The following is a 24,921-nucleotide window of genomic DNA, read 5'->3' on the forward strand; positions in this document are numbered from 1 at the left end:
GTGACTGTTGTAATCGAACGACCCAATGTGCCTGCCACTCCGCCGGCGCTCTCAATCGGTCCCATTGAATTGGACTCCCCGGTTGTGTTGGCACCCATGGCTGGGATCACCAACACGGCCTTCCGCCGTCTGTGCCGCGAATACGGCGCTGGCCTCTACGTCACCGAAATGGTGACCACCCGCGCACTGGTCGAACGCAGCCCCAAAAGCATGCGGATCATCCACCACGAACCCTATGAAACACCTCGGTCGGTTCAACTCTACGGAGTGGACCCGGTGACCGTAGGGCAGGCGGTACAGATGCTGGTCGAAGAAGACCGGGCCGACCACATCGACCTCAACTTCGGTTGCCCAGTGCCCAAAGTGACTCGAAAAGGCGGGGGATCGGCACTTCCATGGAAGATCGATCTTTTCACGGCAATCGTTACCACCGCAGTCCGCGAAGCCGGCGACATTCCCGTGACCGTGAAAATGCGCAAGGGTATCGACGCGGACCACTTGACGTACCTCGACGCCGGACAGATCGCAGCCCGTGCCGGAGTCGCAGCCATGACGCTACACGGTCGCACGACCGCCGACCTCTATTCCGGAACCGCCGACTGGGACGCAATCGCCAGGCTCAAAGACACGATCGGTGACGCCGTGCCAGTGCTGGGCAACGGCGATATTTTCAGCGCCGAGGATGCCCAAGCCATGATGGCGAAAACTGGTTGCGACGGAGTCGTGATTGGCCGAGGTTGTCAGGGCCGACCGTGGCTGTTTGGTGATCTGCAGGCGGCTTTGAACGGATCCGATGAACGCATTCGCCCCAACCTAGGTGAAGTCGCCCAAACCGTGTACACCCACGGTGTGTACCTGGCCGAATACTATGACGACGAGTTCTATGGCGTGCGTGACCTGCGCAAACACATCGCATGGTACTTCAAGGGCTACCCCGTGGGCGGAGACCTCCGCAAGCGCCTGGCACATGTGTCCTCGCTGGAAGAACTGCGCGCACTGTTAGACGAACTCGACCACACCGCACCGTACCCCGGTGAGGCGGCAGAAGGGTCCCGAGGTCGCACCACCCGGGCGAAGCGTCCGCACCTTCCCGACGGGTGGCTGTCATCGCGTACCTTCAGCGAAGATCTGCGCGAAGAGTTGTCCCTTGCTGAACTCGACGTGTCAGGCGGATAAGTGTTGGTAAGTCAGACAGGCGAATACAGCGACACCGACCGCGAACGGTGGGTCGAAGAAGCCGCAAAGAACCCGCGCCGTTCAGCGTTTCAACGCGACCGAGGTCGTGTCCTGCACTCCTCGGGACTGCGCCGTCTCGCGGCAAAAACCCAGGTCGTCTCACCCGGAACGGACGACTTCGTTCGCAACCGCCTCACCCACTCACTCGAAGTGGCCCAGGTGGGGCGTGAACTCGGTCGGTACCTAGGCGCGGACCCAGACATTGTCGAAACAGCGTGCCTGAGCCACGACCTCGGGCACCCTCCCTTTGGGCACAACGGCGAAACCGTCCTCGACGAAGTGACTAAAGACATTGGCGGGTTTGAAGGGAACGCGCAGACACTGAGAGTCTTAAGCCGTTTGGAACCCAAAGTCTTGCTGGAAGACGGCCGGTCTGCTGGCCTCAACCTCACGCGCGCAACCCTGGACGCGTGCATCAAATACCCGTGGAGCCGAGACGAAGCTCCTGCGCCCAAGAACGCGTCGGGGTCGATCCGGAAGTTCGGCGTATATGACGACGACCGCGACGTCTACGACTTCGTGCGCGACGGCCGTGACAGCGGAACCAGGTGTATCGAAGCCCAGATCATGGACGTGTCCGACGACATCTCCTACTGCGTTCACGACGTCGAAGACGCAGTGAACTCCGGCCACTTGAACCTGTTCGCGTACACGCACGACGAAGCGCTCGCGGGTCTGATCGACGTGACCCGATCGTGGTACATGCCAGGGGCACGCGATGACGACATCGTGGCGGCGTTCGACCGTCTGCAAGCCGCCAAATACTGGCCCAAGGAACCCTACGACGGGTCCCGTCGGGCACAGGCCGCGCTTAAACACATGACGAGCCAACTCATCGGACGGTTCACCTCAGCCACCGAAGCTGCAACGCGCGAAGAATACGGGTGGGAACCCCTCACCCGGTACGCGGGTAACGTGGTTGTACCGGCGACCACGCGCCACGAAATCGCGGTTCTCAAGGGACTCGCCACGGTCACGGTCATGGTGGCCGAAGACCGCGTGCGCCTCCAACGCATCCAAGCCGGGGTGCTACGCGATCTGTGCGACTACTACATGACCCATCCGGAGTCCATGGACACCATGTTCTGGTGCGACTACCGAGACGCCGAAGACAACAGTGCACAAGTGCGCATCGTCGTCGACCAGGTGGCTTCGCTCACCGACCACTCAGCCTGGGCGGAATACCACAAGATGCAAGCGAACACCGCGACCCTGTTGTAGGCAGCGTAGGCACCATGGCGGGACTCATTGGCAGGGAGGACATCGACGAGGTTCGGTCGCGCTCGCGGATCGACGAAATCGTAGGCGAATACGTGTCGCTCAAGAGCGCGGGAGTCGACTCGATGAAGGGCCTGTGCCCCTTCCACGACGAACGCACCCCCAGTTTCCACGTTCGGCCGTCTATGGGGCGCTATCACTGTTTTGGGTGCGGGGAATCCGGCGACGTTTTCGAGTTCCTCATGAAAATGGACGGCGTCACCTTCGTCGAAGCCGTTCAACGCCTGGCCGAACGCGCCGGCGTCCAACTGTCCTATACCGGCGCACCCAGCGGCGACTCGGGCTCCGTACGTCAAAACATTCTGGAAATGCACCAGGTGGCAGCCGACTTCTACCGTGAACAGTTCGCGTCACCTGCCGCGTCGGTTGCGCGGGAATATATGGCGGGCCGAGGTTTCGAACAGCAGACGCTGGACACCTTTGGTGTGGGTTTCTCCCCACAGGGCTGGGATGGTTTGCTGTCGCACTTACGCGGGCGCGGTTTCCGAGTTGAGGACATCGAAAAAGGTGGCCTCGCCATTGCGGGCAGGCGCGGTCACTATGACCGTTTCCGAGGTCGTCTCATGTGGCCCATCAGGGATGTCACCGGGCGTGTGATTGGGTTCGGGGCTCGCAAACTGTTTGACGACGACCAGGGCCCCAAATACCTCAACACCCCAGAAACTCCCGTGTATCACAAGAATAAAGTGCTTTACGGGCTCGACCTTGCGAAACGTCCTATCGCTAAGACGAAGCGCGCGGTTGTTGTCGAAGGTTATACCGACGTCATGGCCGCCCACATCAGCGGTGTCACGCAAGCCGTAGCCACGTGTGGAACGGCTTTTGGGGCCGAACACGTGAGCATTCTTCGGCGCATGATGAACGACGACGCGACCGCCGAAGTGATCTTCACCTTCGACGGCGACGAAGCCGGACAGAAAGCCGCCCTGAAAGCGTTCGGTGACGATCAGCGGTTCTTGGCACAGACCTCGGTCGTGGTCGAACCGGGAGGATTGGACCCCGCCGACCTGTGGCGGGCAAAAGGCGAAGGCGCTGTGCGTGACCTCATCGAATCCAGGCGGCCGCTTTTCGAGTTCGTCATCGACACGACGGTCGCACAGTTCGACGCCTCAACTGTCGAAGGCCAAGTGGCAGCGATCAGAGCGGCCGCACCGGTGATCGCAGGAATCAAAGACGTGGCGCTGCGTCCCGGATATGAACGCTACGTGGCCGGCCTCGTAGGAGTCGACACCGACCAAGTGGTGCGCGCGGTCCGGGGGTACCAACGCCACCAGAGCCAACGCAACCAACCAAACCAGCCTCAGCCCAACCAACCTCAACCACAGTTTCACCAGCCGCGGCCGGCTCAGCCAAGTGGGCCAGACCCCAGCCAGTCGGCCGGGTACCGGGTGGAACGCGGGGCGCTCATGGTGGCGCTGCAATATCCGCAGTACGTCAACGCGAAACTTTTTGACGCGCTCAACGGCAAGGTGTTCGATGACCCTCGCCACCGTGCGATTCACGAAGCGATGAAACGCGCTGGGGGAGTGCGCCGCGGTGCTGAAGATACCGCAGGGTGGGCCGACGCTGTCCGCGAAGCTACCCCGGACGAACTCGTTCCCCTGGTGAGCGAGCTGACTATGTCCTCGCTTCCTGCCAGCAACGCCCAGGGTATCGAGCGCTATAGCCGAGGAATCGTCGCCCGCCTGTTCGACAAAGACATGGTGCGGATCAGCGGGCTTCTCCACGCCCGCCTGCGACGCACGGACCCCAGTGACACCGCAACGACCTCGGAACTCTTACAACAACTCACACTGCTGGAACAGCAACGCGTTCACCTACGGCAGTTTATGTAGGTCAGTCGATCAGTTGCTGTTCGCGTGCTTTCGCAACGGCGCTGGTGCGGTTATCGACGCCTAGCTTGTCGAAAATATGCACCAAGTGTGTCTTCACCGTGGCCTGGGAGATGAACAGCTCTTGGGCAATTTCCTTGTTCGTGTGCCCGGTGGCAACGGCCTCGAGAATTTCGAGCTCACGGGCAGATAAGGACGTGCGCGGCTGTGTGAGCCTGCGCGTCAGCGCCACCGTCACCTGATCCGACATGACGGGCCTGCCCTCGTTGACTGCTCGGACGGCACGCGCGAGTTCCTCGGGAGGAGCGTCTTTGAGAAGATACCCTTGCGCACCTGCGTTCATGGCAGCCACAATGAGGTTCTCCGTGTCGAACGTGGTGAGAATCAGCACCGGAGGGCCACCGATCTTTCCTAACTCAGCAGTGAGCTCCACCCCGTCCATCTGGGGCATTTGAATATCGCTCACAACGACATCGACCTGAGTGGACGCCAGAACCTCGAGCGCTTCGCGTCCCGTTCCGGCCTGTGCCACCACGTCAATGTCGTCGCCTGTGTTGAGAACTGCGCTCAGGCCCGCGCGCACAACCGGGTGGTCATCGACTAAGAGAACTCGGATCATGTTTTCTCCACGGGAATCACAATGTGAACCGAACAGCCTTCGCCCACGGCAGTTTCGACACTGAGCTGTCCACGTACGCCAGCCACGCGTTCCTTCAGGGCGCGCAAGCCGTAACCGTAGGCTCCTGCAAAACCAACTCCATTATCGACGACGTCCAAGCTCACATGCGTATCCCAATACGCCAATGTCACTTTTGCACGTGTACACAGTGAATGGAATGTCACATTGGACAGCAGGCTTTGCGTGGCCCGGACCAAGGTCTGTTCGACCTCTGGTGACAGTGGGTACGCGTCCCCGGTCACTTCGAACTGGCACTGGATTGTGGCACCCACCGCGGTACTGGCCCGCTCAACCGCCCGGCATTCGGCGCTCAAGGTGGGATGCAAGTCCGAGGTGCCAAGAGGGGACCCGTGTAAGAATTCGCGGGCCTGTTGCAGGTTGCTCTGGGCGGTATCTTCAATCAGATTGAGCGTCTCACGGCCAGCTGGGTCCACGTGCTGTTCAAGGGAACGGCTCAACAAGAGAATCGATGTGAAGCCTTGCGACAGAGTATCGTGTACGTCTGCTGCGAGTTTTTCACGTTCAGCGAGACGACCGGCCCGGTGTTGGCTCAGGGAAATCTGCGTCTGAGCGCGTTGCAGTTCTTGGTACGCGTTACCCATGGATTCGGCTTCCTTGCGCAACTCTTGGTACAGAACACTCACAACGGTTGCGACGCACGCCCCGATCGTGGGGCCCAGCAGGAATCCCGCGTTGAACTCTCCGTGGCGATACGAACTGGCAAGAATTGTGAACACCATGACTAGGATGACCGGTCCGGCAATATACGGGCGGTACGCGTGGAGAACAATAAAGAACAGCGGGAAGCTCACCCACGCGAAACTCATGGACGACAGCATGAGCCCAGCCCACAGAATTAAGATCGCTGCCAACCACCACGACTTCAGGGGTACCGGGTTGAAGCGCTCTGGGTGTTTGGAGTACTGCATTTCTGCGACCGTACCCACCAGGTACAGTCCCGCCAGCATGAAGGCTAAGATCAGGATCATCACGAGCACGGCCGGGTGCTGATCAAACGTGACGATAAAGCGCACGATTCCCACACCCAGCATGACGGCAAACGCGACATGCAAAGTCACCCGCATGGCACGCAAAATCTGTGGCAATTGACTGTGCGACATACTACTTTTCCCAGTTGAGGCTACGTTCTACCGCCTCGTTCCACCGCGCACGCAAGTTTTCGCGTGTGCGCGCATCCATCTGCGGGTTGAAATCCCGGTCTTTTCTCCACAACGACGCGACGTCGTCATGCGCATACAAACCAGCACCCACTCCGGCGGCAAAGCACGCGCCTACAGCCGTGGACTCGGTTTCTGTTGGACGCACAAGAGGAGTGTTGAGGATATCGGACTGGAACTGCAAGAACGCATCGTTGACACTCATCCCGCCGTCAACTCGGATCGTCCCCATATCCGTGCCCACATCCGAGACCAACGCATCAACGACCTCGGCGGCCTGAAAAGCCGTAGAATCCAAAGCCGCGCGGGCAATGTGCGCGGCCGTGGTAAAGCCCGTCATGCCAACAATGGTGCCACGCGCATCCGGGCGCCACCGCGGTGCAAACAGCCCAGCGAAAGCGGGCACAAAGAACACGCCACCGGAATCTTCCACGGAAGCGGCCAGCTTTTCGACCTCGTTCGACGACGAAATAATGCCCAGGTTGTCACGCAACCACTGAACCAAAGAACCGGCAACCGCAATCGAGCCTTCCAGCGCATACTGGAGGGGTTCATCCGCGATCTGATACGCCACAGTGGACACCAGGCCGTGATCCGACCGAACAATCTGGGTACCCGTGTTGGTCAGCAAGAAGCACCCAGTACCAAACGTGACCTTGGTATCGCCGTGGCCGAAACACACCTGGCCAAACGCCGCCGACTGCTGATCACCCAGAACCCCTGTTACTGCGGTGCCGCTCAAAAGCTGGTTGGAACGCACGGTACCCAACTCACCGACCGACGGGCAGATGCGGGGGAGAAGCTGCTCGGGGATCCCCGTGAGCTCCAACATGCGCTGCGACCACTGGCCGGTCCGAATGTCCATAAGCATGGTACGAGAGGCGTTCGTGACCTCGGTGACGTGCTCACCCGTGAGGTTAAACAAGAGCCACGCGTCGATCGTGCCGAACCGTAGCTCGCCTTTTTCGGCGCGTGCGCGGGCACCCTCCACGTGGTCCAGGATCCACATGAGTTTAATCGCCGAAAAGTACGTGTTGACGGGTAGGCCCGTGATGGTGGCGATGTCGTGGGCGTCCTCGCTCAACCGCTCCACATACTCAATTCCACGCGTGTCTTGCCACACGATCGCAGGGTAGATGGGCCGGCCAGTAGACGCTTCCCACACCACCGTGGTTTCGCGCTGATTTGTCACTCCCACACATGCGATATCGGCTCCCGTGAGCTGGGCCTTACCCAAAGCCGAGCCAATGACTTGACGGCTAGTGCGCCAAATTTCCAGAGGGTCGTGTTCGACCCAACCGCCACGCGGAAAGCGTTGTGTGAACTCTTGTGAGGACTGAGCAACAGTGCGGCCATCTTCGGTGAAGATGACCGCACGTGTTGACGTCGTTCCTTCGTCGAGTGAAAGAACGTAACCCATCTTTAGGCGCGCTTAGGCAGAGCTGGGAAGTCGACTCCAGCCATGTCGGCCAAGCAACGTACCACCTGGCACGAGTAGCCGTACTCGTTGTCGTACCACACGTACACAACTACGCGGTCGCCGTCGACGATGGTTGCCAGACCGTCGACAACACCGGCACGCTTCGAGCCCACAAAGTCGGTGGAAACGACCTCGGGGGAGTGGATGTAGTCGATCTGGTTGCGCAGGTTCGAGTGCAACGAGGTGTTACGCAGGAACGTGTTGAGTTCGTCAACCGTGGTTTCGCGTTCCAGGTTGAGGTTCAGAATCGCCATGGACACGTTAGGCGTGGGGACGCGAATCGCGTTACCCGACAGCTTGCCCTTGAGCTCAGGGAGAGCCTTAGCGACGGCCTTCGCCGCACCGGTTTCGGTGAGCACCATGTTGAGGCCGGCTGCACGTCCACGGCGGGCGCCCTTGTGGAAGTTGTCGATGAGGTTCTGGTCGTTGGTGAACGAGTGAACCGTTTCCACGTGACCGTTCTTAACACCGAATTCGTCGTTGATCACCTTGAGAACTGGGGTGATCGCGTTGGTGGTACACGACGCTGCCGACAGGATCGTGTCGCTGTCTTCAATAGCGGAGTTGTTGACACCGTACACAATGTTCTTGATGTCGCCCTTACCTGGAGCGGTGAGGATGACCTTGCCAACGCCCTTGGACTTCAGGTGCTGGCCCAAGCCTTCTTCGTCGCGCCAACGACCGGTGTTGTCAACAACAATGGCGTCGTTGATGCCGTATTCGGTGTAGTCCACGGTCGATGGGTCGGACGAGTAGATGACTTTGATGAGGACACCGTTTGCCAGGATGGTGTTGTTCTCCTGGTCGACCGTGATCGAGCCGTCGAACTTACCGTGTACCGAGTCGCGGCGCAGGAGCGATGCACGCTTGATGATGTCGTTTTCGCCATTCTTCCGGACCACGATTGCGCGCAGACGCATTCCGGTTCCACCGTTGCGGTCAATGAGAATGCGCGCAACCAGACGTCCAATGCGTCCAAAGCCGTAGAGCACAACGTCGCGTGGCTCTGGGGTTTCGGCTCCGTTGGTGACGTCGGAAAGTTCGTTCTTGAGGTATTCGCCGAGGTCGCCGCCGGCTTCGCGGTATCCGGCAGCCAGACGTCCAAGGTCAAGGCGGGCACCGGACAGGTTGAGTTTCTGGAGCTCGTTGACGATTGCGAGGGTTTCGTTGAGGTCCAGGTCTTGTCCGTCAAAGTGGCGTGCGTAGCGGTGTGCCTTGACGATGCCGATTGTGGACTTGTTCAGCAGTGAACGTCCGTAGATGGTGAGCAGAACGTCGTTGTTGCGGAACAGACGCCCAACTCCAGGCAGGATCTGTTCGGCAAGTTCGGACTTGGTGTTCCACTCTTGCAGTTTGGTGTTAGCCACTTCGCTCACAGCGACTCCTTCGTGTTTGTGTGCACGTATAGTGCCGGTTTATCTTGCTCGCAGGGTTGCTGCGTTGAAAATTGTTGTGGTGATTGGTTAATCACGTTCCTCGAACCGTTTGAGTCCAAACAGTGTCAAGAAGATGAGACCGATTGCTGTCAGCACTGCAAGCAAAGAACTGGTGAGGTCGATGTCGTCGTCCTTCTGCTGAGCTTGCAGTGGTTTGCCTTGGGGAACCGTGTTGAAAACTCGGTCGTCGTGGCTGGTACCCATCCACGCGGCCACCATGAGCAGAATCCTGATGAACAGGTTCATGGACAGCATGATCGCGATCACTGGCCCGAACAGCGCTGCTGTGGGTGAACCAGAAAACACGCTGATGAGCACGGTTGCCAAGTTCAACAGGACGGTCAGGGCCAAAGCACCTGTCAAGGATCCGATCGCACGAGTGCGCATAGGGATCTTCTTGTCCGGGATCGTGGTGAAGATGAACATGAACAGCAACCAGTTCATGGCAACCGCAAGCGCAATCGTGAGGATATTAAACACGATCGCAAACCAGCCGGGGAGGTTCAGCCAGTTCGCGATTGCGCTTTGCAAACCGGTACCCAACACGGTTGCTGTCAGCGTGAGGAAAATGAGAACCAGAATTCCAAGAAGCGTGTACACATTGTTGATAGTGCGCGCAACAAACGGCTCTTTAGGAATGTTGTCCATGTCGTCGGTGAGCTGCGCTCGAATCGCGTCCTTGAGGTTCCCGATGAACCCTTGAGCGGTGAACAGGGCAGACAAGATACCCACGATTCCTACAGCTTCCCAGTTGTCCAGGAAGTTTTGGAGCATGGAGACAAGTTCGTCCTGGCCAGGAGCCGTTTCGGTAATCCAGTCGTTGACAACCCCAACCCACTCGGGCTTCACCACGTCCAGCGTGAAGCCCAGGATTGCGAACGCAAACATGAGGATGGGGATGATCGCAAGAACGAGGAAGTACGTGATTGCCGCACCAAACTGGTTACCCAACCTGGCGCCAAACCGCGCAACCGTGTCCTTGAGGTGAACGACAAACGGCTTGTTGAGCAGTTTCTGCGAACGCGCCAGAGCCGACGAACGCTTAGTCAGAAGAGCTACGTGTGACATTCAATCCTCGTCAGATCTCTAGAGCGTTAAAGTCCGTGGGGCCCTCGCCCTGATCGTAGATATCTTTGGGGCTCCCCACCAACAGGTGATCGGGTCGGTGGGCCACACGGCGGTCCTTGTTGGGGTAGTCGAACTGTGCGAGCACGTAGCGCATCGCTTCGAGGCGGGCACGCTTCTTGTCATTGGACTTGACCACTGTCCACGGTGCTTGCGCTGTATCGGTGTAGAAGAACATCGCTTCTTTGGCTTCCGTGTATGCGTCCCACTTGTCCAAGCTGGCCAGGTCGGTGGGGGAGAGCTTCCATTGCTTGACAGGGTCGGTGGACCGAGAAGTGAAGCGGTGGAGTTGCTCTTCGCGTCCAACTGAGAACCAGAACTTGATGATCTTGATCCCTGAGTTCACCAACATGGTTTCGAACTGCGGGCATGAGCGGGTGAAGTCGAGGTATTCAGCCGGTGTGCAGTAGCCCATCACACGTTCGACACCGGCACGGTTGTACCATGAACGGTCGAACATGACGATTTCGCCGGCCGCGGGAAGGTGCTGAACGTAGCGCTGGAAATACCACTGGGTCTGTTCGCGTTCGGTGGGCTTTTCCAGGGCGACAACTCGAGCGCCACGCGGGTTGAGGTGTTCAGTGAAGCGCTTGATCGCACCACCCTTACCTGCTGCGTCGCGTCCTTCGAAGATAATGACGACGCGTTCGCCGGTCTCCTTGATCCACGTTTGAAGCTTCAGGAGCTCAATCTGAAGTTTGCGCTTTTCGCGCTCATACGCCGGCCGCGCCATCTTGGTGCGGTACGGGTATCCCTTCTTCCAGGCTTTGGACTTTGATTTGGTTCCGTCCACCTGCCTCTGCAGGGAGCGCAGAGAGTCAATTTCATTGGCGAAGTCTGGAATACCTTCAGGAGTCAGTTCAAACTTAGGCGCGTCCTTAGCTGGTTCGCTCTGGTTGGCGTCAGCGTCTGCAGTGACACCTTTTTCTGCGTCTTGTGGGACCGTTGGATCGGTGTCATTGGTGGGCGTGTCTTCACTCATACCGTTAAGTCTATATTTTGAACTATCTGGGTGCCACAACCAGTGTGATGAGAGTCGACGTGACGCTGGTCATTACGCGTTCTCTGGTCCGTAAATATCGTCGATGTAGGAACTGAAGTCCTTGTTGACGATGTGACGCTTCACTGACTGCTTGGCCGAAAGATACCCGTTTTCTTCCGTGAGCTGAGCCGGGACGATCCGGTATTCGCGAATCGATTCAGCGCGAGACACCCTGCGGTTGGCGACTTCAATGGCCTTTGCAACGGCTTCGTTGATCTTGTCGTTGCCAGGCACGTCCTCGAGCGACAGAGCAGGGAGATCTCGGTTTTCCAACCAGGTGGGCAACATCTCCATATCCGGGAACACCAGGACCGAGACGAACTTCTTGCCTTCACCAATGACTACTGCTTGACCGATAACTGGGTGGCGACGAAGCTCATCTTCAAACGGGGCAGGCGCCACGTTCTTGCCACCCGCAGTAATGATGAGTTCCTTCTTACGCCCTGTCACGCTGACGTACCCGTCTTCGTCGAGGGTCCCAAAGTCACCCGTGCAGAACCATCCGTCGACAAAGGCTTTTTGAGTTTCTTCTGGGTCATTGAGGTACTCCTTGAACACGCTGACGCCCTTGGCCAGGATCTCGCCGTCGGGAGCTACCGCTACCGTGTTGCCCGGAAGAGGCACACCAACGGTTCCGATCTTGGACTTCCCGGGAGTGTTCACCGCGATGGGTGCTGTGGTTTCGGTGAGCCCGTACCCTTCCAGAATGTCCACGCCAATACCTTTAAAGAAGTGGCCCAAACGGAATCCCAACGGGCCACCGCCGGACACGGCGTGGGTGGCTTGGCCACCCAAAATAGCGCGGAGTTTGGAGTACACCAGAACGTCGAAGAGCTTGTGCTTGGCTTTAAGCCATGCGGACACCTTGCCTTCGCTGAGCGCAATTGAGTACTGCACAGCGACGGCTTCGGCAGCACGGAAAATTGGTGCCTTCTTCTCTGCTTCAGCTTTTTGAAGAGCGGAGTTGAACACCTTCTCGAAAACGCGCGGAACTCCCAGAATGAACGTGGGTCGGAAAATCCCCAGCGCCTCGGTGAGGCGCTTGAGATCCGATTCGTGCGCCAGGGTGACTCCGTGCAACAGGCACATCACTTCGATAAAGCGGGCGAACACGTGCGCGGTTGGGATGAACAGAAGGCACCGCGCGCCAGGAACCACAACCTGGTTGATCTGCACGGCAGCGCTCGCCGAGGTGTCAACGAAGTTTGCGTGTGTGAGAACGCAACCGCGTGAACGGCCCGTTGTTCCCGAGGTGTAAATGATGGTCGCGTCGTCATACTTGCCGCGCGTTGAGCGGGCGGCCTCGACGACCTCGGCGGACACATTGCGGCCATCTGCCACGAGCGAGCGGTGGCCTGCCTCATCCCACACACTCATCTCGAGGGGTTCTTCGATGTCGCTTGTCTCAAGGGCCTGAGCCACACGGTCACTGTGTGCCTGGGACTCTGCGACGACGAATCGCAGACCAGTGTCCTTCAGAATCCATGCCAACTGTTCTTCGCTAGAAGTGTCGTAGAACGGGACCGAGACGCCACCTGCAAACCAAATCGCAAAGTCGTATGTGGTCCATTCGTAGCTGGTGGCTCCGAAGATCCCCACCCGGTCACCGGGCTTCACGCCGCGGGCGATCAGTCCCTTGGCAACCTCCACGACTTCGCGGTGGAATTGCTGCGCCGAAACAGCGACGTCGCGGTTGTCCTCCAAACGAGACAACATGTGCGCGTGCGGGTCAGCCTTGACCCGGGCTATAAATACATCGGTGATGCTATCGCGTTCCGGCAGGTCAAAAGTCAGAGGTGTGGAAGATGAACTCATCATTGCGGACATCGAGGCTCCCTGTATGTGTGCGACTCCACCTGCGTGGATACTCAAGTATTTATCCTACGGGCTGGAACCGTTCTTTCTACCCGGCAGTTTACTTATGGCTGACATGGCTACGCCGGTGCGTGTGAGATAGCCTAAAGTGGCTGTAAACACACAGCTGTAGACCGAGACAACCCCGAAAGGACGCCAATGAGTAACGCTCCTGAGCAGCCCACCTATCGCTACGATGCGCAGCTGGCGGGAGACATTGAACTCAAATGGCAAGATCGTTGGGAAGAAGAGGGGACTTTTTCGTCCCCCAACCCGGTGGGCGACTTGGCCGGGGACAACCGTGACCTGGGGGCGCCCATGTACCTCATGGACATGTTCCCGTACCCGTCGGGGCGCGGTCTGCACGTGGGTCACCCGTTGGGGTATTTGGCAACAGATGTGTATGCGCGCTATCAGCGGATGCGCGGACGCAACGTCATGCACGCATTGGGCTATGACGCGTTCGGTCTGCCGGCTGAACAGTACGCCGTGCAGACGGGACAACACCCCCGCATCACCACTAACCAGAATATTGACAACATGCGTAGGCAGCTACGTCGCTTGGGACTGGGGCATGACCCGCGTCGTACATTCGCTACGACCGATCCTGAGTTCGTGAAGTGGACGCAGTGGATCTTCGCCAAGATTTTCGACGCTTGGTATGACGTTGACGCAGCCAAGGCGCGCCCCATCAGTGAACTGATCGAACAGTTCGAAACTGGTGCGCGTGACACCGGTCGAGGTGCCTGGGCGGACTTGAGCCCACGTGAACGTGAAGAAGTTTTGCAGAACTACCGCTTGGCGTATGTGAGCGAATCGCCAGTGAACTGGTGCCCAGGCCTGGGTACCGTGCTCGCTAACGAAGAAGTGACCGCAGAGGGCCGCTCTGAGCGCGGGAACTTCCCGGTCTACACACGCAAACTCAAGCAGTGGAACATGCGGATCACTGCGTACGCCGACCGTTTGGACGCGGACCTGGACGCAGTGGACTGGCCCGAAGCGGTCAAGCACATGCAACGCAACTGGATTGGCAAATCGGTGGGTGCCTTGGTGCGTTTCACCGGCCCCAATGTCCCGCAGCTCGAGGTGTACACCACGCGTGCCGACACGCTGTTCGGTGCCACATTCGCCGTTCTTTCCCCAGAACACCCGCTCGTCGATGAGTTCGTGCAGGGTGCGTGGCCACAAGATGTGAACCCCACCTGGACGCAAGGGGCGGCAACCCCCGCCGAGGCGGTAGCCGAGTACCAGCGTGCCGCGGCTGCGAAGACCCCGGCCGAGCGTCAGGAAGACAAGAACAAAACGGGTGTGTTCACGGGTAGCTATGTGAAGAACCCTGCAACCGGACAAGATATGCCCGTCTTTGTGGCGGACTACGTGCTCATGGGGTACGGAACCGGTGCGGTCATGGGTGTGCCCGCAGAGGACAGCCGTGACTGGGATTTCGCTAAGGAATACGGCCTGCCTTATATCCGTACGGTTGAACCTCCGGCAGATCACGACGAAGATACGCCGTACTTGGGTGAAGGCCAGAAGATCAACTCGGCGAATGAACACATCGATGTCAACGCGGTCGACGTCGATGAAGCGAAAAACCGGGTGGTGACATGGCTTGCCGAACACGGGCTTGCCGAAGAGACCACGCAGTATCGCTTGCGTGACTGGCTGTTTAGCCGTCAGCGCTACTGGGGTGAACCATTCCCCATCGTGTACGACGAAGAAGGCACTCCACACCTGATTCCTGAAGACCAGCTCCCGGTTGATCTTCCAGAGCTGGAAAACTTCAGCCCCAAGACCTTCGAACCCGATGACGTGGACTCCGAACCGGAACCACCTCTGGGGCGTAACCGCGACTGGGTCACCGTCGAACTCGACCTGGGAGATGGGCTCAAAACCTACACCCGCGAGACCAACACGATGCCCAACTGGGCAGGTTCGTCGTGGTACCAACTGCGGTATGCGGACCCACACAACGACCGTGCACTCGTCGACCCCGAGAACGAAAAGTACTGGCTGGGGCCACGGGAAGACAAGAAGTCCGGGGGAGCTGACCTTTACATCGGCGGTGTTGAGCACGCGGTCCTTCACTTGCTGTACGCCCGCTTCTGGCACAAAGTCCTCCACGACCTCGGGCACATTTCCAGCTTTGAACCGTTCTACAAGCTCATCAACCAGGGGTACATCCAGGCGTATGCGTTCACCGACGCGCGGGGCGTGTACGTGCCAGCCAATGAGGTTGAAGAAAAAGAAGATGGCACGTTCTGGTATCAGGGCGAACAAGTGTCGCGCGAGTACGGGAAAATGGGTAAGTCGCTCAAGAACATGGTGACACCCGACGACATGTACGACGAGTACGGCGCCGACACGTTCCGCGTATATGAAATGTCGATGGGACCGCTCGAAGTGTCACGCGCATGGGAAACCCGTGCAGTCGTGGGTGCTCAGCGCTTCTTGCAGCGCGTGTGGCGTCTGGTTGTTGACGAAGACTCCGGCGAACTCAAGGTGACGGATCAGCCAGCCGACGAGGAAACCTTGCGCGTTTTGCATTCCACGATTGCAGGTGTGCGCGACGACATGGACAACTTCCGTTTCAACACGGTGGTCGCCAAGCTGATCGTGCTCACCAACCACCTCACCAAGGTGGGAGTCTCGCCGCGTGAGGTCATTGAGCCACTTGTCGTCATGCTCGCTCCACTTGCCCCGCACATTGCGGAGGAACTGTGGAGCAAGTTGGGCCACGAACACACCATCACATATGCAACCTTCCCCGAGGTCGACGAGCGTTACCTGGTTGAAGAGACCGTCACGTGCGTGGTTCAGGTAAAGGGTAAGGTGCGCGACCGCTTGGAGGTCTCGCCGGACATCTCCGATGAGGAACTCGAAAAGTTGGCGCTTGCCTCTAAGGGCGCCCAGCGTAGCCTGGACGGCGCCGAGGTGCGCAAAGTGATCGTGCGTGCGCCCAAACTCGTGAACATCGTGCCCATGTAACCAAAGTGTGGCGAAAGTCACGCGTAATCTTGGTTACGATCTGCCTTATTTGCGACGTTTACGATCGGGTAAACGTTTACTGTGTAATGCATGAATGTTTCACCCGAAGAGATCCGATTGGCTTTGGGCGTCAGCCCCAGCATCGATCCACGTGGAGCGATTCAGCGTCGCGTCCAGTTCCTGGTCGATTACTGTTTGACGACCGGCACGAAAGGTTTCGTGCTGGGCATTTCAGGAGGGCAGGATTCAACCCTCGCCGGTCGACTGTGCCAACTGGCCGTTGAGGAACTGCGCAGGCGCGACTACGACGCGACGTTTGTTGCGGTGCGACTGCCATACCGGGTGCAACAGGACGAGCAAGACGCGCAAGACGCGCTCGAGTTCATCGAACCGGACCGTGTGGTGACGTTCAACATCGGTGAAGCCACCGACGAAGTCTCGAAAGAGTTCACCACAGCGATGGGGCACGAGACCTCGGACTTCAACAAAGGCAATGTGAAGGCCCGTATGCGCATGATCGCCCAGTACGCGATCGCCGGTGACATGGGGCTGTTGGTCGTGGGAACCGATCACGCTGCCGAGGCGGTCACCGGCTTCTACACCAAGTTCGGTGACGGGGGTGCTGACGTGGCACCTCTTGCGGGACTGACCAAACGCCAGGGCCGAGAAATGCTCCAAGAACTGGGTTGCCCTGAGCACTTGTACTTGAAGGTGCCCACAGCTGATCTCCTGGATGACCAGCCGGCGCAGACCGATGAAAGCGCGTTGGGACTGTCGTACGAAGAGATCGACGACTACCTCGAAGGAAAACCAGTCGCAGACGACGCCGCGTTTTCCATCGAGGATCGCTACCGTCGCAGCCATCACAAACGTGTCATGCCGGTGACACCTGCCGACACGTGGTGGATCCGCTGCTAGAGGTGTGAACCGGTCACCAGACCCAGCCACACACTGAGCACGCACGCGAGAACTGTTCCCACTGCGTACAACACGCCGTGAACCGGGCGTTTGCGGAGCGTGAGCTCCAACCACCCCACCATGAGTGTTGAAAACGTGGTGAAGGCTCCACAGAAGCCGGTCACGCACACGTTGAACACCGCAAGTTCGACCGTGGCTCCTGTGAGGAACCCAGTGAGGAAGCTTCCCACCACGTTGATGATGAAAACAGCCGCTGGCCACGACGATTCCAACCACCGGCTCAAGGTGGTATCGCATGCCCACCGGCATACCGCTCCCACTCCGCCAGCCACGATGACCGCGATCAGCACGACGACCTCGGCGACGGACGCAACGCCGACCCAATCAACCACCCACTGACGGCGGCGCAGGCGCCAGTCACCAGGGACACCACAGTGAGCGTGAGCCCGCCAAGCCCAGCTTGCACGGTCACGAGGGCCAACGTGGACTGCGTGGTGAGGGCGCCGCACACACCGGCTCCCAGGAAAAGTTTCACGGGTGTTGCCCACGGTGCGTGGGCATGGAACAAGAGCCCGGACAGGGTTGCGAGTATCAGGGTTCCTACGGCGTTGACCGTGATGAGGCCGGCGGTTTCACCGAACTGAAAGATCGCGACGCGAGCCCACGTGCCCAGCGCGCCACCGGTGAAGACCAGAAGGGGCGATAGCAAGCGCGACACTACGAGTCGAGCGAATTTTCGAACACGACACGTTCAAATGTCGAGCGCGCCTGCACAAAGTTATGAGCCACGTTTTCGCCGTCGTTCTGGGCGCGGCTGAATTCATGCCATCCACCTTCGCGCGTGTCACCGGGTTTGACGACCAGTTCAGCGCTGTTGTGCTCATCGGGTGCCATTTCTTGCTTCACCCAGTCGCGCAGTGCTGAGCCTGTGCGGAAAAGGTCCATAAAAGCGTAGTGAGCGTCGCGGTTAATGAATGACGCGTGCTCATTCTGGGTCAGGAACGTTTCCAGCGTTCGTAGCGATTCCGTGCTGAGTGAGGCGACCTGCGACACGCGCAACTCCTGCACAAGCCCGGTGTCTTGCGGGAACAGTGAACGGATCCGGGCAGCGCTTTCTGCGTCAGGGTTCTGTGGCTCGTGTTCAACCTGGCTCAACTGCACGCGGTTGGACTGTTCATACGCCTGCGTCAGCTCATCACCCAACCGGTCAATCCGCGCCTGGGTTGCCGACCATTCATGGGCCAAGCCCACAACGCCCAACGCGGTAATCACGACCAGAATGAGCCCAATAATCCACGCTACTGAGTGCAACGGGGGAATCAGGAACAGGATAAGAGCAACGACCGCGACCGCAAGGATGAGAGTCGCCGCCCACGAATTCACTAAAAAGTCTCCAAAACGCCTCACGGCTGAAAGTCTAGCTAAAAGCGTGTACGTGTTTGTGGACTTCTATACTGATTTGAGGAAAGAGCCCCTGTCAGTCATTGAGCCTGACATGAACCCTACGGAACGGAAAAATTTTCATGAGCACAATATCGGTAATCGGGTGCGGGTACTTGGGTGCTGTTCACGCGGCAGCCATGGCGTCTGTCGGACACACGGTGATCGGTGTTGATGTAGACGAAAACAAAGTGCGCGCCTTGTCGAACTTCGACGCGCCATTCTTTGAACCGGGACTCCCAGAGCTTTTGAAAAAGGGCCAGGAGTCCGGAAACCTCACGTTTACCACTGACATTGAACAAGCCAAAGAAGCGACGGTCCACTTTGTGTGCGTGGGAACCCCGCAACGGAAAGGCGAGTTCGCCGCCGACATGACATACGTGGAAGCGGCCTTTGAGTCGGTGGCCACGATTCTGAGCCCCGGCGATGTGGTCGTAGGGAAATCAACCGTTCCCGTGGGAACAGCCGCGCGTATGGAACCTGCCGTGACTGAACACGGCGCCGTTTTGGCGTGGAATCCAGAGTTCTTGCGTGAAGGACACGCCGTTGACGACACGCTCACCCCCAACCGCATCATCTACGGTGTTCCGGAAGGCGAAGCCGGTGAGAAGGCTATCGCCGCTCTTGACGAGGTGTACGCACACAACCTAGAGACTGACACTCCGCGCCTCATCATGGACTATGCGACTGCGGAGCTGGTGAAAACCGCGGCCAACTCGTTCCTGGCCACCAAGATTTCCTTCATCAACGCCATGGCCGAACTGTGTGAAGCCGCCGGTGCAGACGTCACGGTGCTCGCCGACGCGATCGGGATGGACGACCGGATCGGACGCAAGTTCCTCAACGCCGGACTGGGCTTTGGCGGTGGGTGCTTGCCTAAGGACATTCGCGCGTTCATGGCGCGCGCCGGTGAGTTGGGCGCCGACCAGGCTGTTGCGTTCTTGCGCGAGATCGACTCGATCAACATGCGTCGTCGCGTCCGCATGGTCGACTTGGCGCGTGAACAGGTCCACGGGTCGTTCATTGGTAAGAAGATCGCCGTACTGGGTGCTGCGTTCAAACCGTACAGCGACGATGTGCGTGACTCGCCTGCCTTGGCCGTGGCAGGTCTCATTTCGCTCCAGGGTGGTTCGGTCGTGGTGACCGACCCGCAAGCGATCGAGAACGCCCGGAAACTGTTTGGCCAGCTCACGTACGCGGAAACCGCTGAAGAAGCTCTGCAAGACGCCGATGTGGTGCTCCTGTTAACCGAATGGCGTGAGTACCGTGACCTCGACCCCGTTGAGGTGGGCAAGCTGGTGAAGAACCGCGCAATCGTCGACGGTCGCAACGTGCTGGACCCCGTGCAGTGGCGTGAAGCCGGCTGGTCCTACCGTGCGCTGGGTCGCCCGTGACACGCGGGATCATAGTTGATTCCACCGCCCGTTTAACATCAGAGGACTTTGAAGAGCTTTCGGCTCACTGTGTCCTACGGACGGTGGACCTCACGGTTCGCGTGGGGGAAGAAGACCGGCGCGACTCAGCCTGGACTCCCACCGAGGTGTGTTCTGCGCTTCGACGCGGTCAGCGTGTCGCCACGTCGATGCCAGAACCCGAAGCGTTCGCGCACGCACTCCGCGAGCTTGAAGAGGCCGGTGTTGACGACGTTCTGATCCTCACGATGTCCGGTGAGATGTCGGGAACCTTCAAGTCCGCCCGTGCCGCTGCCGCGTCGAGTACCGTTCCCGCCGAGGTGGTCGACTCTCTCACTCTTTCGGCAGGTCTGGTGGGTGCCGCTCGGGTGGCGGCGCACACCTCGGGCATGGAACTTACAACAGCCGCCCAGGAAGTCGCCCACTGGTGCCGGACCAGCACCCGGGTCGCGTTTATCCCCGAATCCTTGGACTGGTTGCAGGCTGGCGGGCGGATTGGTGCCGCGGCCGCGCTGATTGGCAAGACCTTGTCGATCGTGCCGGTATTGGGCTTGTCCGATGGCCGTGTGGTGACGCGCGGTAAGGTGCGAACCCGCGGCAAGGCCGTGGCAAAGTTGGTGGACTTTGTGCGGGAGTCGTGTGACGTTCTGGGTGGCGAAGCGCCTGTGGATATTGTGGTGGTTCACTCGGAACAGGATGTCGATGGCGCCAACGCGGCGGCGCGTGAGCTGGTGGATGCCGTCGCCGAGGTGGTCGCTGGTCCGGATGCGGATGCGCGGGTGAACGTGGAAACCCGGGTGGTTTCGACGGTGGTAACCGGGCATGTGGGGCCGGGAACCGTGGGTGTTTTTGTGCAGTCGCGTCCCAGTGGATAGTTCACCCGTGTAGACGGCACCCGTTGTGTGGACGGTAAGGCGTTTTCCACAGGGCGTGTGTGCCCGGCGCGGGAGGGTGCGTGGCGTTCGTAGGGTGAGGCCATGTCAGCTTCACCAGATGATCGTTTTGCCGGCCTCGTAGGTGCGTCGAGTCGCGGGTGGAAACCCGAAGACAACCTCGACGACTTGGTGCCGGGGAACAGGCCCGTGCCCACGCGAGTAGTCATTGTGGCAGTCGTGGCGGTGGTCGTTGTCGCGGTTGTTGGGCTCATTATCTTCACCGCGCTCAAGCAGTCGCCCGGCTCTGGCGAAGCCGCTGCAGGTGATGGAGGAGCTGCGGGAGGTACAGATGGCGGGCCACCGGTTGCCACGGGAGTGGGGTCACCGGAGACTTCACCGGCTGGTGATGTCACGGTTCACGTCGCTGGTGAAGTGAAGAAACCGGGAGTGCTGACACTGCCTGCGGGATCAAGGATCACCGACGCCGTCCAAGCCGCCGGAGGACTGACGAAAGACGCCGACCCATCGGCGCTGAATCTGGCCCAGCCGCTCAACGACGGTGAGCAGATCAAAGTGCCCAAGGTGGGTGAGCCCGAGGGGTCGGAGGAGGCGCCGGGCTCAACGAGCGGCGCGTCAGGTGAGACTTCAGGCGGGTCGACAGGTGGTGGCAAGATCAACGTGAATACCGCCTCGGAAAAAGAACTCCAGGAGCTGCCCGGTGTGGGGCCTGCCACCTCGGAAGCCATTGTCAAACACCGCGAAGAGAACGGCAGGTTTGAAAGCGTCGAACAGTTAGAGGATGTGCCGGGAATCGGGCCGGCGATCCTTGAGCGCTTAACGCCACTCGTCACGGTGTGAGATGCGCGTCATTCTGAAATTCCCGGCCACGGTCAGGCTCGCCGTGGCAGCGGCTGCCGCATGGACGTGCGCTGTTCTTGCGCCACCTCTGTGGGTATCCGGAGTGTGTGCTGCAGGGGCATGCGTGGCGGCAGTCGTCACCATGAGGCTGACGGAACGGGAATCCAGTGCCACGCCCCGCACCCCCGTGCGCGCGTTGGCGTTCATGATGCTTTTCGCATGCGGGGCAAGCGGAATCACCGTGGCCAGCGTTCACGCCCGCAACCCGCCCGGGGACATACATGGCGAGTTCACCGTCATCACCGACCCCACACGGCTCGAATCCGGAATACACGTCGCACAACTCGCAGGACGCACCGGGGTACTCACAGCCTTGAGCCGAAAGGAACTCCCCGCAGCCGGAACTCGCATCCACATCGACGCCAACGGCACCCGCGACGGGCCCCGAACCAAAGCCTTCGTCGACGCGTGGCACATCACCGGAACCCCCAACGCAGCCTGGCGCGTCCGCGCGTCCTTGCGCACTCACTTGCGGGACACCTCGGGTCACAAACATGCAGGAGCCAGGCTCCTCCCGGGCCTCGTGGTGGGGGACACTTCGGGACTGGATGCCGCCTCGGACGCAAACATGAAAGCCATGTCGCTCACCCACATCACGGCGGTCTCTGGGTCCAACATCTCGCTGGTGGCACTCACGGTGTTAAGCCTCATGCGCCTGGTCACCAACCGGCGCCTGGTCACGGTGGGAGCCGCCGTGGCAGTGACGGCAGGGTACGTGTTCGTCGTAGGGCCCGACCCGTCCGTCATCCGCGCCGCCGGCATGGGGCTCTTAGGTGCAATCGTGCTCATCCGCGGAACCGGACGCGCTGGCATCTCGGTCATCGCGAGCACTGTGGTCATCCTGCTGGTCATGCGCCCAGAACTGTCGGTATCGGCCGGGTTCATCCTCTCGGTCGCAGCAACCACGGCGCTCATGGTGTTAGGCGACCCCATGACGCGGATCGGAACACGCATGGGACTGCCCAGATTCGTGGCACAAGCGCTCGCGATTCCCCTCACCGCGCAAATCGGTGTGTTCCCCGTGTCAGTCGCGTTAGGGAACCCGCCCAGTGCATGGGCCGTGCTGGCGAATGCGGCGTGCGCTCCCGTGATTGCGCCGGCGACGCTTGCCGGCATGCTCGTGCTGTGTACCCAGATGGTTCCGCTTGTCAGTGGGGTGATTGCGTGGTTCGGTGCGGTGTGTTCGTGGTGGATACCCGCAGTCGCGCAGTTCGCGGTCACGCTCCCGGGCGCACACAGTGCGTGGATCACTGGAGTTACCGGAATCGCTCTGGCCGCGTGCGTCAGTGCCTTGAGTGCTGCGGCCGTGATCCGGCGTTCGCGCGGGTGGGCCGGATTAGCCGTTGTTGCCCTGGTCGTGGGCAGTTGTGTTCCCCTCATCGCGGCCCCTCGCTACACGCACTGGGTCGCTGCCGTGTGCGATGTGGGGCAGGGCAGCGCTACCGTACTGAAAACCGGACAGTCGTCGGCCCTCGTTATCGACACGGGTGCCTACGACGACAAAATCGACGCGTGCCTCCGCAGCCTGAACGTCACCCACGTAGACCTGGCGTTGTCCCACCTGGATAAAGACCACGTAGGTGCCATTGAAGGAGTTTCCCGAGGTCGCACCCTAGGAACCGTGTACGTGTCACCTCCCGACGCTAAAGGGCAGGAGGTGAAAACCCTACATTTACCTGGAACATTCACTCCGGTCGAAAAAGGTCATGCGTACCAGCACGGGCAGATCACGTGGTCGGTTCTGTGGCCAGGGCCCACACGCAAACCCGGCTCCAATGCCACCTCGCTGGTCATTCGAGCGGAAGTGACAACCACCTCGGGGACGGTGTCCATACTTATCCCCGGTGACGTGGGCAAGGACGAACAGCGGGTGCTGGCCCGCGACATTGAACCCGCCGACATCCTACTGGCACCCCACCACGGGTCACGCGATCTAGACGAAAGGTTTTTCCGGTCGGTTGCGCCACGAGTGGGGGCGGTGTCCGTGGGACCCAACACGTACGGACACCCAACAGGGCATGCGCTCAGAGCTTTTGGCCCCATTCCCGTGTTGCGCACGGATCAGTGCGGAACCCTGGTCCTTGACGAAGACGGCAACTTTGCCGGTCATGAATGCCGTGCGCAGTTGTGAAGCATATGGACGTTGTGAGGCACACAGACTCGGTAGGGTAGGAGCGTGGCGAAAAAGAATCTGGTGAGCTGGCTCAAGGCGAAACCCACACCGCTTGCCGTGGTGTCGGGGTCTGAAGCTGTTTTAGTGCGGAAAACGCTGGAACGCATCAGCGCCAAGGTGGATCCCGATGTCGAGCGAGTGCGCTTGGACGCGTCGCACTATGAGCCCGGGTCACTTCTGCAAGCGTGTATGGCCAGCCTGTTTTCTGCCCAGAAGTACGTTGTTGTGGACTCGCTTGAGTCGATGAGTGACGACTTCCTGGCCGACGCTTTGTCATATGCAGGCGACGCCAACCCCGACGCCGTGGTGGTTTTTCTTCACGGGGGCGGCAACCGTGGGGCGAAGCTTCTGAAAGCGCTCGCCGCGCAAGGTGCGCCCACGTATGACGCGTCGCCACTGAAAACCGATGCTCAGAAAAGCGACTTCGCCAACGGCGAGTTTAAGCGCGCAGGACGGTCGATCGAGCCAGACGCGTTTGCGTCGCTCATGTCGGCGCTGTCGGCAGATGTCAGCGAGCTGGCGGCAGGAATTGAACAGCTCCTCACGGACACCGAAGGTACGATTGACCGCGCAACCGTGGAACGCTACTACGCGGGGCGAATCGAGGCGTCTGGTTTCAAGGTTGCCGATGCGGCGGTTGCCGGGAAACGCGCTGAAGCCCTGGGCCTGTTGCGACATGCGTTGGAAACCGGAACGGACCCTGTTCCTTTGGTGGCCACGGTTGCCATGAAACTGCGTCAGCTGGCCAAAGTCAGTGGAATGCGGGGGAGTGCAGGTCAACTGGCCGGGGAGCTCAAGATGGCACCGTGGCAGATCGACAAGGCCAGGCGCGAACTCCGTTACTGGAGTCCAGAAGCACTAGGTGATGCGCTCATGCTCACTGCATGGGCCGACCACGCGGTCAAAGGCGGGGGACGCGACCCCGAATACGCAGTCGAGCGACTCATCCTGGGTGTAGCCGAATACGCAAACCAAAAGTAGTTTCCGGAAAGTACTTGCCAAAGTGGAAAGTAGTGGATAGTGTGAAAGCACATTCCACAACAGCCTGATGGTTGGA

Annotated in this window: 20 protein-coding genes; 10 read left to right on the plus strand and 10 right to left on the minus strand. The window is 59.7% G+C overall.

Annotated features, from left to right (window positions below):
• From dusB to dnaG, 3 genes are read left to right on the plus strand one after another with little or no spacing between them, the layout of a single operon-like run.
• On the plus strand, window positions 1-1,176 hold the full coding sequence (gene dusB, locus JOE56_RS10145; RefSeq protein ID WP_338028664.1) for a tRNA dihydrouridine synthase DusB: 1,176 nt from the start codon (window positions 1-3) through the stop codon (window positions 1,174-1,176).
• Window positions 1,177-2,457 (plus strand): deoxyguanosinetriphosphate triphosphohydrolase, encoded by a 1,281-nt coding sequence (locus tag JOE56_RS10150; RefSeq protein ID WP_204515866.1) that lies wholly within the window; start codon window positions 1,177-1,179, stop codon window positions 2,455-2,457. It abuts the gene before it with no gap.
• Window positions 2,458-2,471: 14 nt separating this feature from the next.
• Window positions 2,472-4,349, plus strand: coding sequence for a DNA primase (gene dnaG, locus JOE56_RS10155; RefSeq protein WP_204515867.1), 1,878 nt, complete (start codon window positions 2,472-2,474; stop codon window positions 4,347-4,349).
• 1 nt (window position 4,350) lies between these two features.
• Here dnaG and JOE56_RS10160 read toward each other — a convergent pair whose 3' ends face one another.
• From JOE56_RS10160 to JOE56_RS10190, 7 genes are all read right to left on the minus strand, one after another.
• On the minus strand, window positions 4,351-4,965 hold the full coding sequence (locus tag JOE56_RS10160; protein WP_204515868.1) for a response regulator transcription factor: 615 nt from the start codon (window positions 4,963-4,965) through the stop codon (window positions 4,351-4,353).
• On the minus strand, window positions 4,962-6,146 hold the full coding sequence (locus JOE56_RS10165) for a sensor histidine kinase (protein WP_204515869.1): 1,185 nt from the start codon (window positions 6,144-6,146) through the stop codon (window positions 4,962-4,964). Before JOE56_RS10165 ends, JOE56_RS10160 begins: the two co-directional genes overlap by 4 nt.
• Window position 6,147: 1 nt before the next feature.
• On the minus strand, window positions 6,148-7,623 hold the full coding sequence (gene glpK / locus JOE56_RS10170; RefSeq protein ID WP_204515870.1) for a glycerol kinase GlpK: 1,476 nt from the start codon (window positions 7,621-7,623) through the stop codon (window positions 6,148-6,150).
• 2 nt (window positions 7,624-7,625) lie between these two features.
• Window positions 7,626-9,059 (minus strand): glyceraldehyde-3-phosphate dehydrogenase, encoded by a 1,434-nt coding sequence (locus JOE56_RS10175; RefSeq protein ID WP_204515871.1) that lies wholly within the window; start codon window positions 9,057-9,059, stop codon window positions 7,626-7,628.
• An 87-nt stretch (window positions 9,060-9,146) separates the two neighbouring features.
• Window positions 9,147-10,187 carry a YhjD/YihY/BrkB family envelope integrity protein gene (locus tag JOE56_RS10180; RefSeq protein ID WP_204515872.1) on the minus strand — a complete coding sequence of 347 codons (1,041 nt, stop codon included), beginning with the start codon at window positions 10,185-10,187 and terminating at the stop codon, window positions 9,147-9,149.
• A 10-nt stretch (window positions 10,188-10,197) separates the two neighbouring features.
• Window positions 10,198-11,226 carry a polyphosphate kinase 2 gene (ppk2, locus tag JOE56_RS10185; protein WP_204515873.1) on the minus strand — a complete coding sequence of 343 codons (1,029 nt, stop codon included), beginning with the start codon at window positions 11,224-11,226 and terminating at the stop codon, window positions 10,198-10,200.
• 72 nt (window positions 11,227-11,298) lie between these two features.
• Window positions 11,299-13,113, minus strand: a complete 1,815-nt coding sequence (locus tag JOE56_RS10190) for an AMP-dependent synthetase/ligase (protein ID WP_204516133.1) — start codon at window positions 13,111-13,113, stop codon at window positions 11,299-11,301.
• A gap of 186 nt (window positions 13,114-13,299) precedes the next feature.
• Between JOE56_RS10190 and leuS the strand changes: the two genes are divergently transcribed.
• On the plus strand, window positions 13,300-16,128 hold the full coding sequence (gene leuS / locus JOE56_RS10195) for a leucine--tRNA ligase (protein WP_204515874.1): 2,829 nt from the start codon (window positions 13,300-13,302) through the stop codon (window positions 16,126-16,128).
• Between the two features lie 90 nt (window positions 16,129-16,218).
• Entirely contained in the window at window positions 16,219-17,046 is an 828-nt protein-coding gene (gene nadE / locus JOE56_RS10200) for an ammonia-dependent NAD(+) synthetase (protein ID WP_204515875.1), read from the plus strand.
• Here nadE and JOE56_RS10205 read toward each other — a convergent pair.
• Genes JOE56_RS10205 through JOE56_RS10215 form a run of 3 tightly spaced genes read right to left on the minus strand, consistent with a single transcriptional unit; the run spans window position 17,043 to window position 18,453 of the window.
• The gene (locus JOE56_RS10205) at window positions 17,043-17,438 is read right to left on the minus strand and encodes a CrcB family protein (protein ID WP_204515876.1); all 396 of its coding nucleotides are present in this window, start codon (window positions 17,436-17,438) and stop codon (window positions 17,043-17,045) included. The genes nadE and JOE56_RS10205 overlap by 4 nt on opposite strands.
• Window positions 17,390-17,764, minus strand: a complete 375-nt coding sequence (locus tag JOE56_RS10210) for a CrcB family protein (RefSeq protein WP_204515877.1) — start codon at window positions 17,762-17,764, stop codon at window positions 17,390-17,392. Before JOE56_RS10210 ends, JOE56_RS10205 begins: the two co-directional genes overlap by 49 nt.
• A complete protein-coding gene (locus JOE56_RS10215; RefSeq protein WP_204515878.1) occupies window positions 17,764-18,453 on the minus strand; it encodes a hypothetical protein in 690 nt (229 codons plus the stop codon). The genes JOE56_RS10210 and JOE56_RS10215 overlap by 1 nt, the downstream gene beginning before the upstream one ends.
• A 116-nt stretch (window positions 18,454-18,569) precedes the next feature.
• Between JOE56_RS10215 and JOE56_RS10220 the strand changes: the two genes are divergently transcribed.
• The 5 genes from JOE56_RS10220 to holA all read left to right on the plus strand — a co-directional run bounded on the left by JOE56_RS10220 (window position 18,570) and on the right by holA (window position 24,845).
• Window positions 18,570-19,880, plus strand: a complete 1,311-nt coding sequence (locus tag JOE56_RS10220) for a UDP-glucose dehydrogenase family protein (protein WP_102238165.1) — start codon at window positions 18,570-18,572, stop codon at window positions 19,878-19,880.
• Window positions 19,877-20,773, plus strand: coding sequence for a DegV family protein (locus JOE56_RS10225; protein WP_204515879.1), 897 nt, complete (start codon window positions 19,877-19,879; stop codon window positions 20,771-20,773). Before JOE56_RS10220 ends, JOE56_RS10225 begins: the two co-directional genes overlap by 4 nt.
• A 102-nt stretch (window positions 20,774-20,875) precedes the next feature.
• A complete protein-coding gene (locus JOE56_RS10230; protein ID WP_204515880.1) occupies window positions 20,876-21,631 on the plus strand; it encodes a helix-hairpin-helix domain-containing protein in 756 nt (251 codons plus the stop codon).
• A gap of 1 nt (window position 21,632) precedes the next feature.
• Window positions 21,633-23,822 (plus strand): ComEC/Rec2 family competence protein, encoded by a 2,190-nt coding sequence (locus tag JOE56_RS10235; protein WP_204515881.1) that lies wholly within the window; start codon window positions 21,633-21,635, stop codon window positions 23,820-23,822.
• A gap of 45 nt (window positions 23,823-23,867) precedes the next feature.
• Window positions 23,868-24,845 (plus strand): DNA polymerase III subunit delta, encoded by a 978-nt coding sequence (holA, locus tag JOE56_RS10240; protein WP_204515882.1) that lies wholly within the window; start codon window positions 23,868-23,870, stop codon window positions 24,843-24,845.
• The last annotated feature ends 76 nt before the right edge of the window (window positions 24,846-24,921 follow it).

The organism is Brevibacterium paucivorans (genome assembly GCF_016907735.1).
Taxonomy (GTDB): domain Bacteria; phylum Actinomycetota; class Actinomycetes; order Actinomycetales; family Brevibacteriaceae; genus Brevibacterium; species Brevibacterium paucivorans.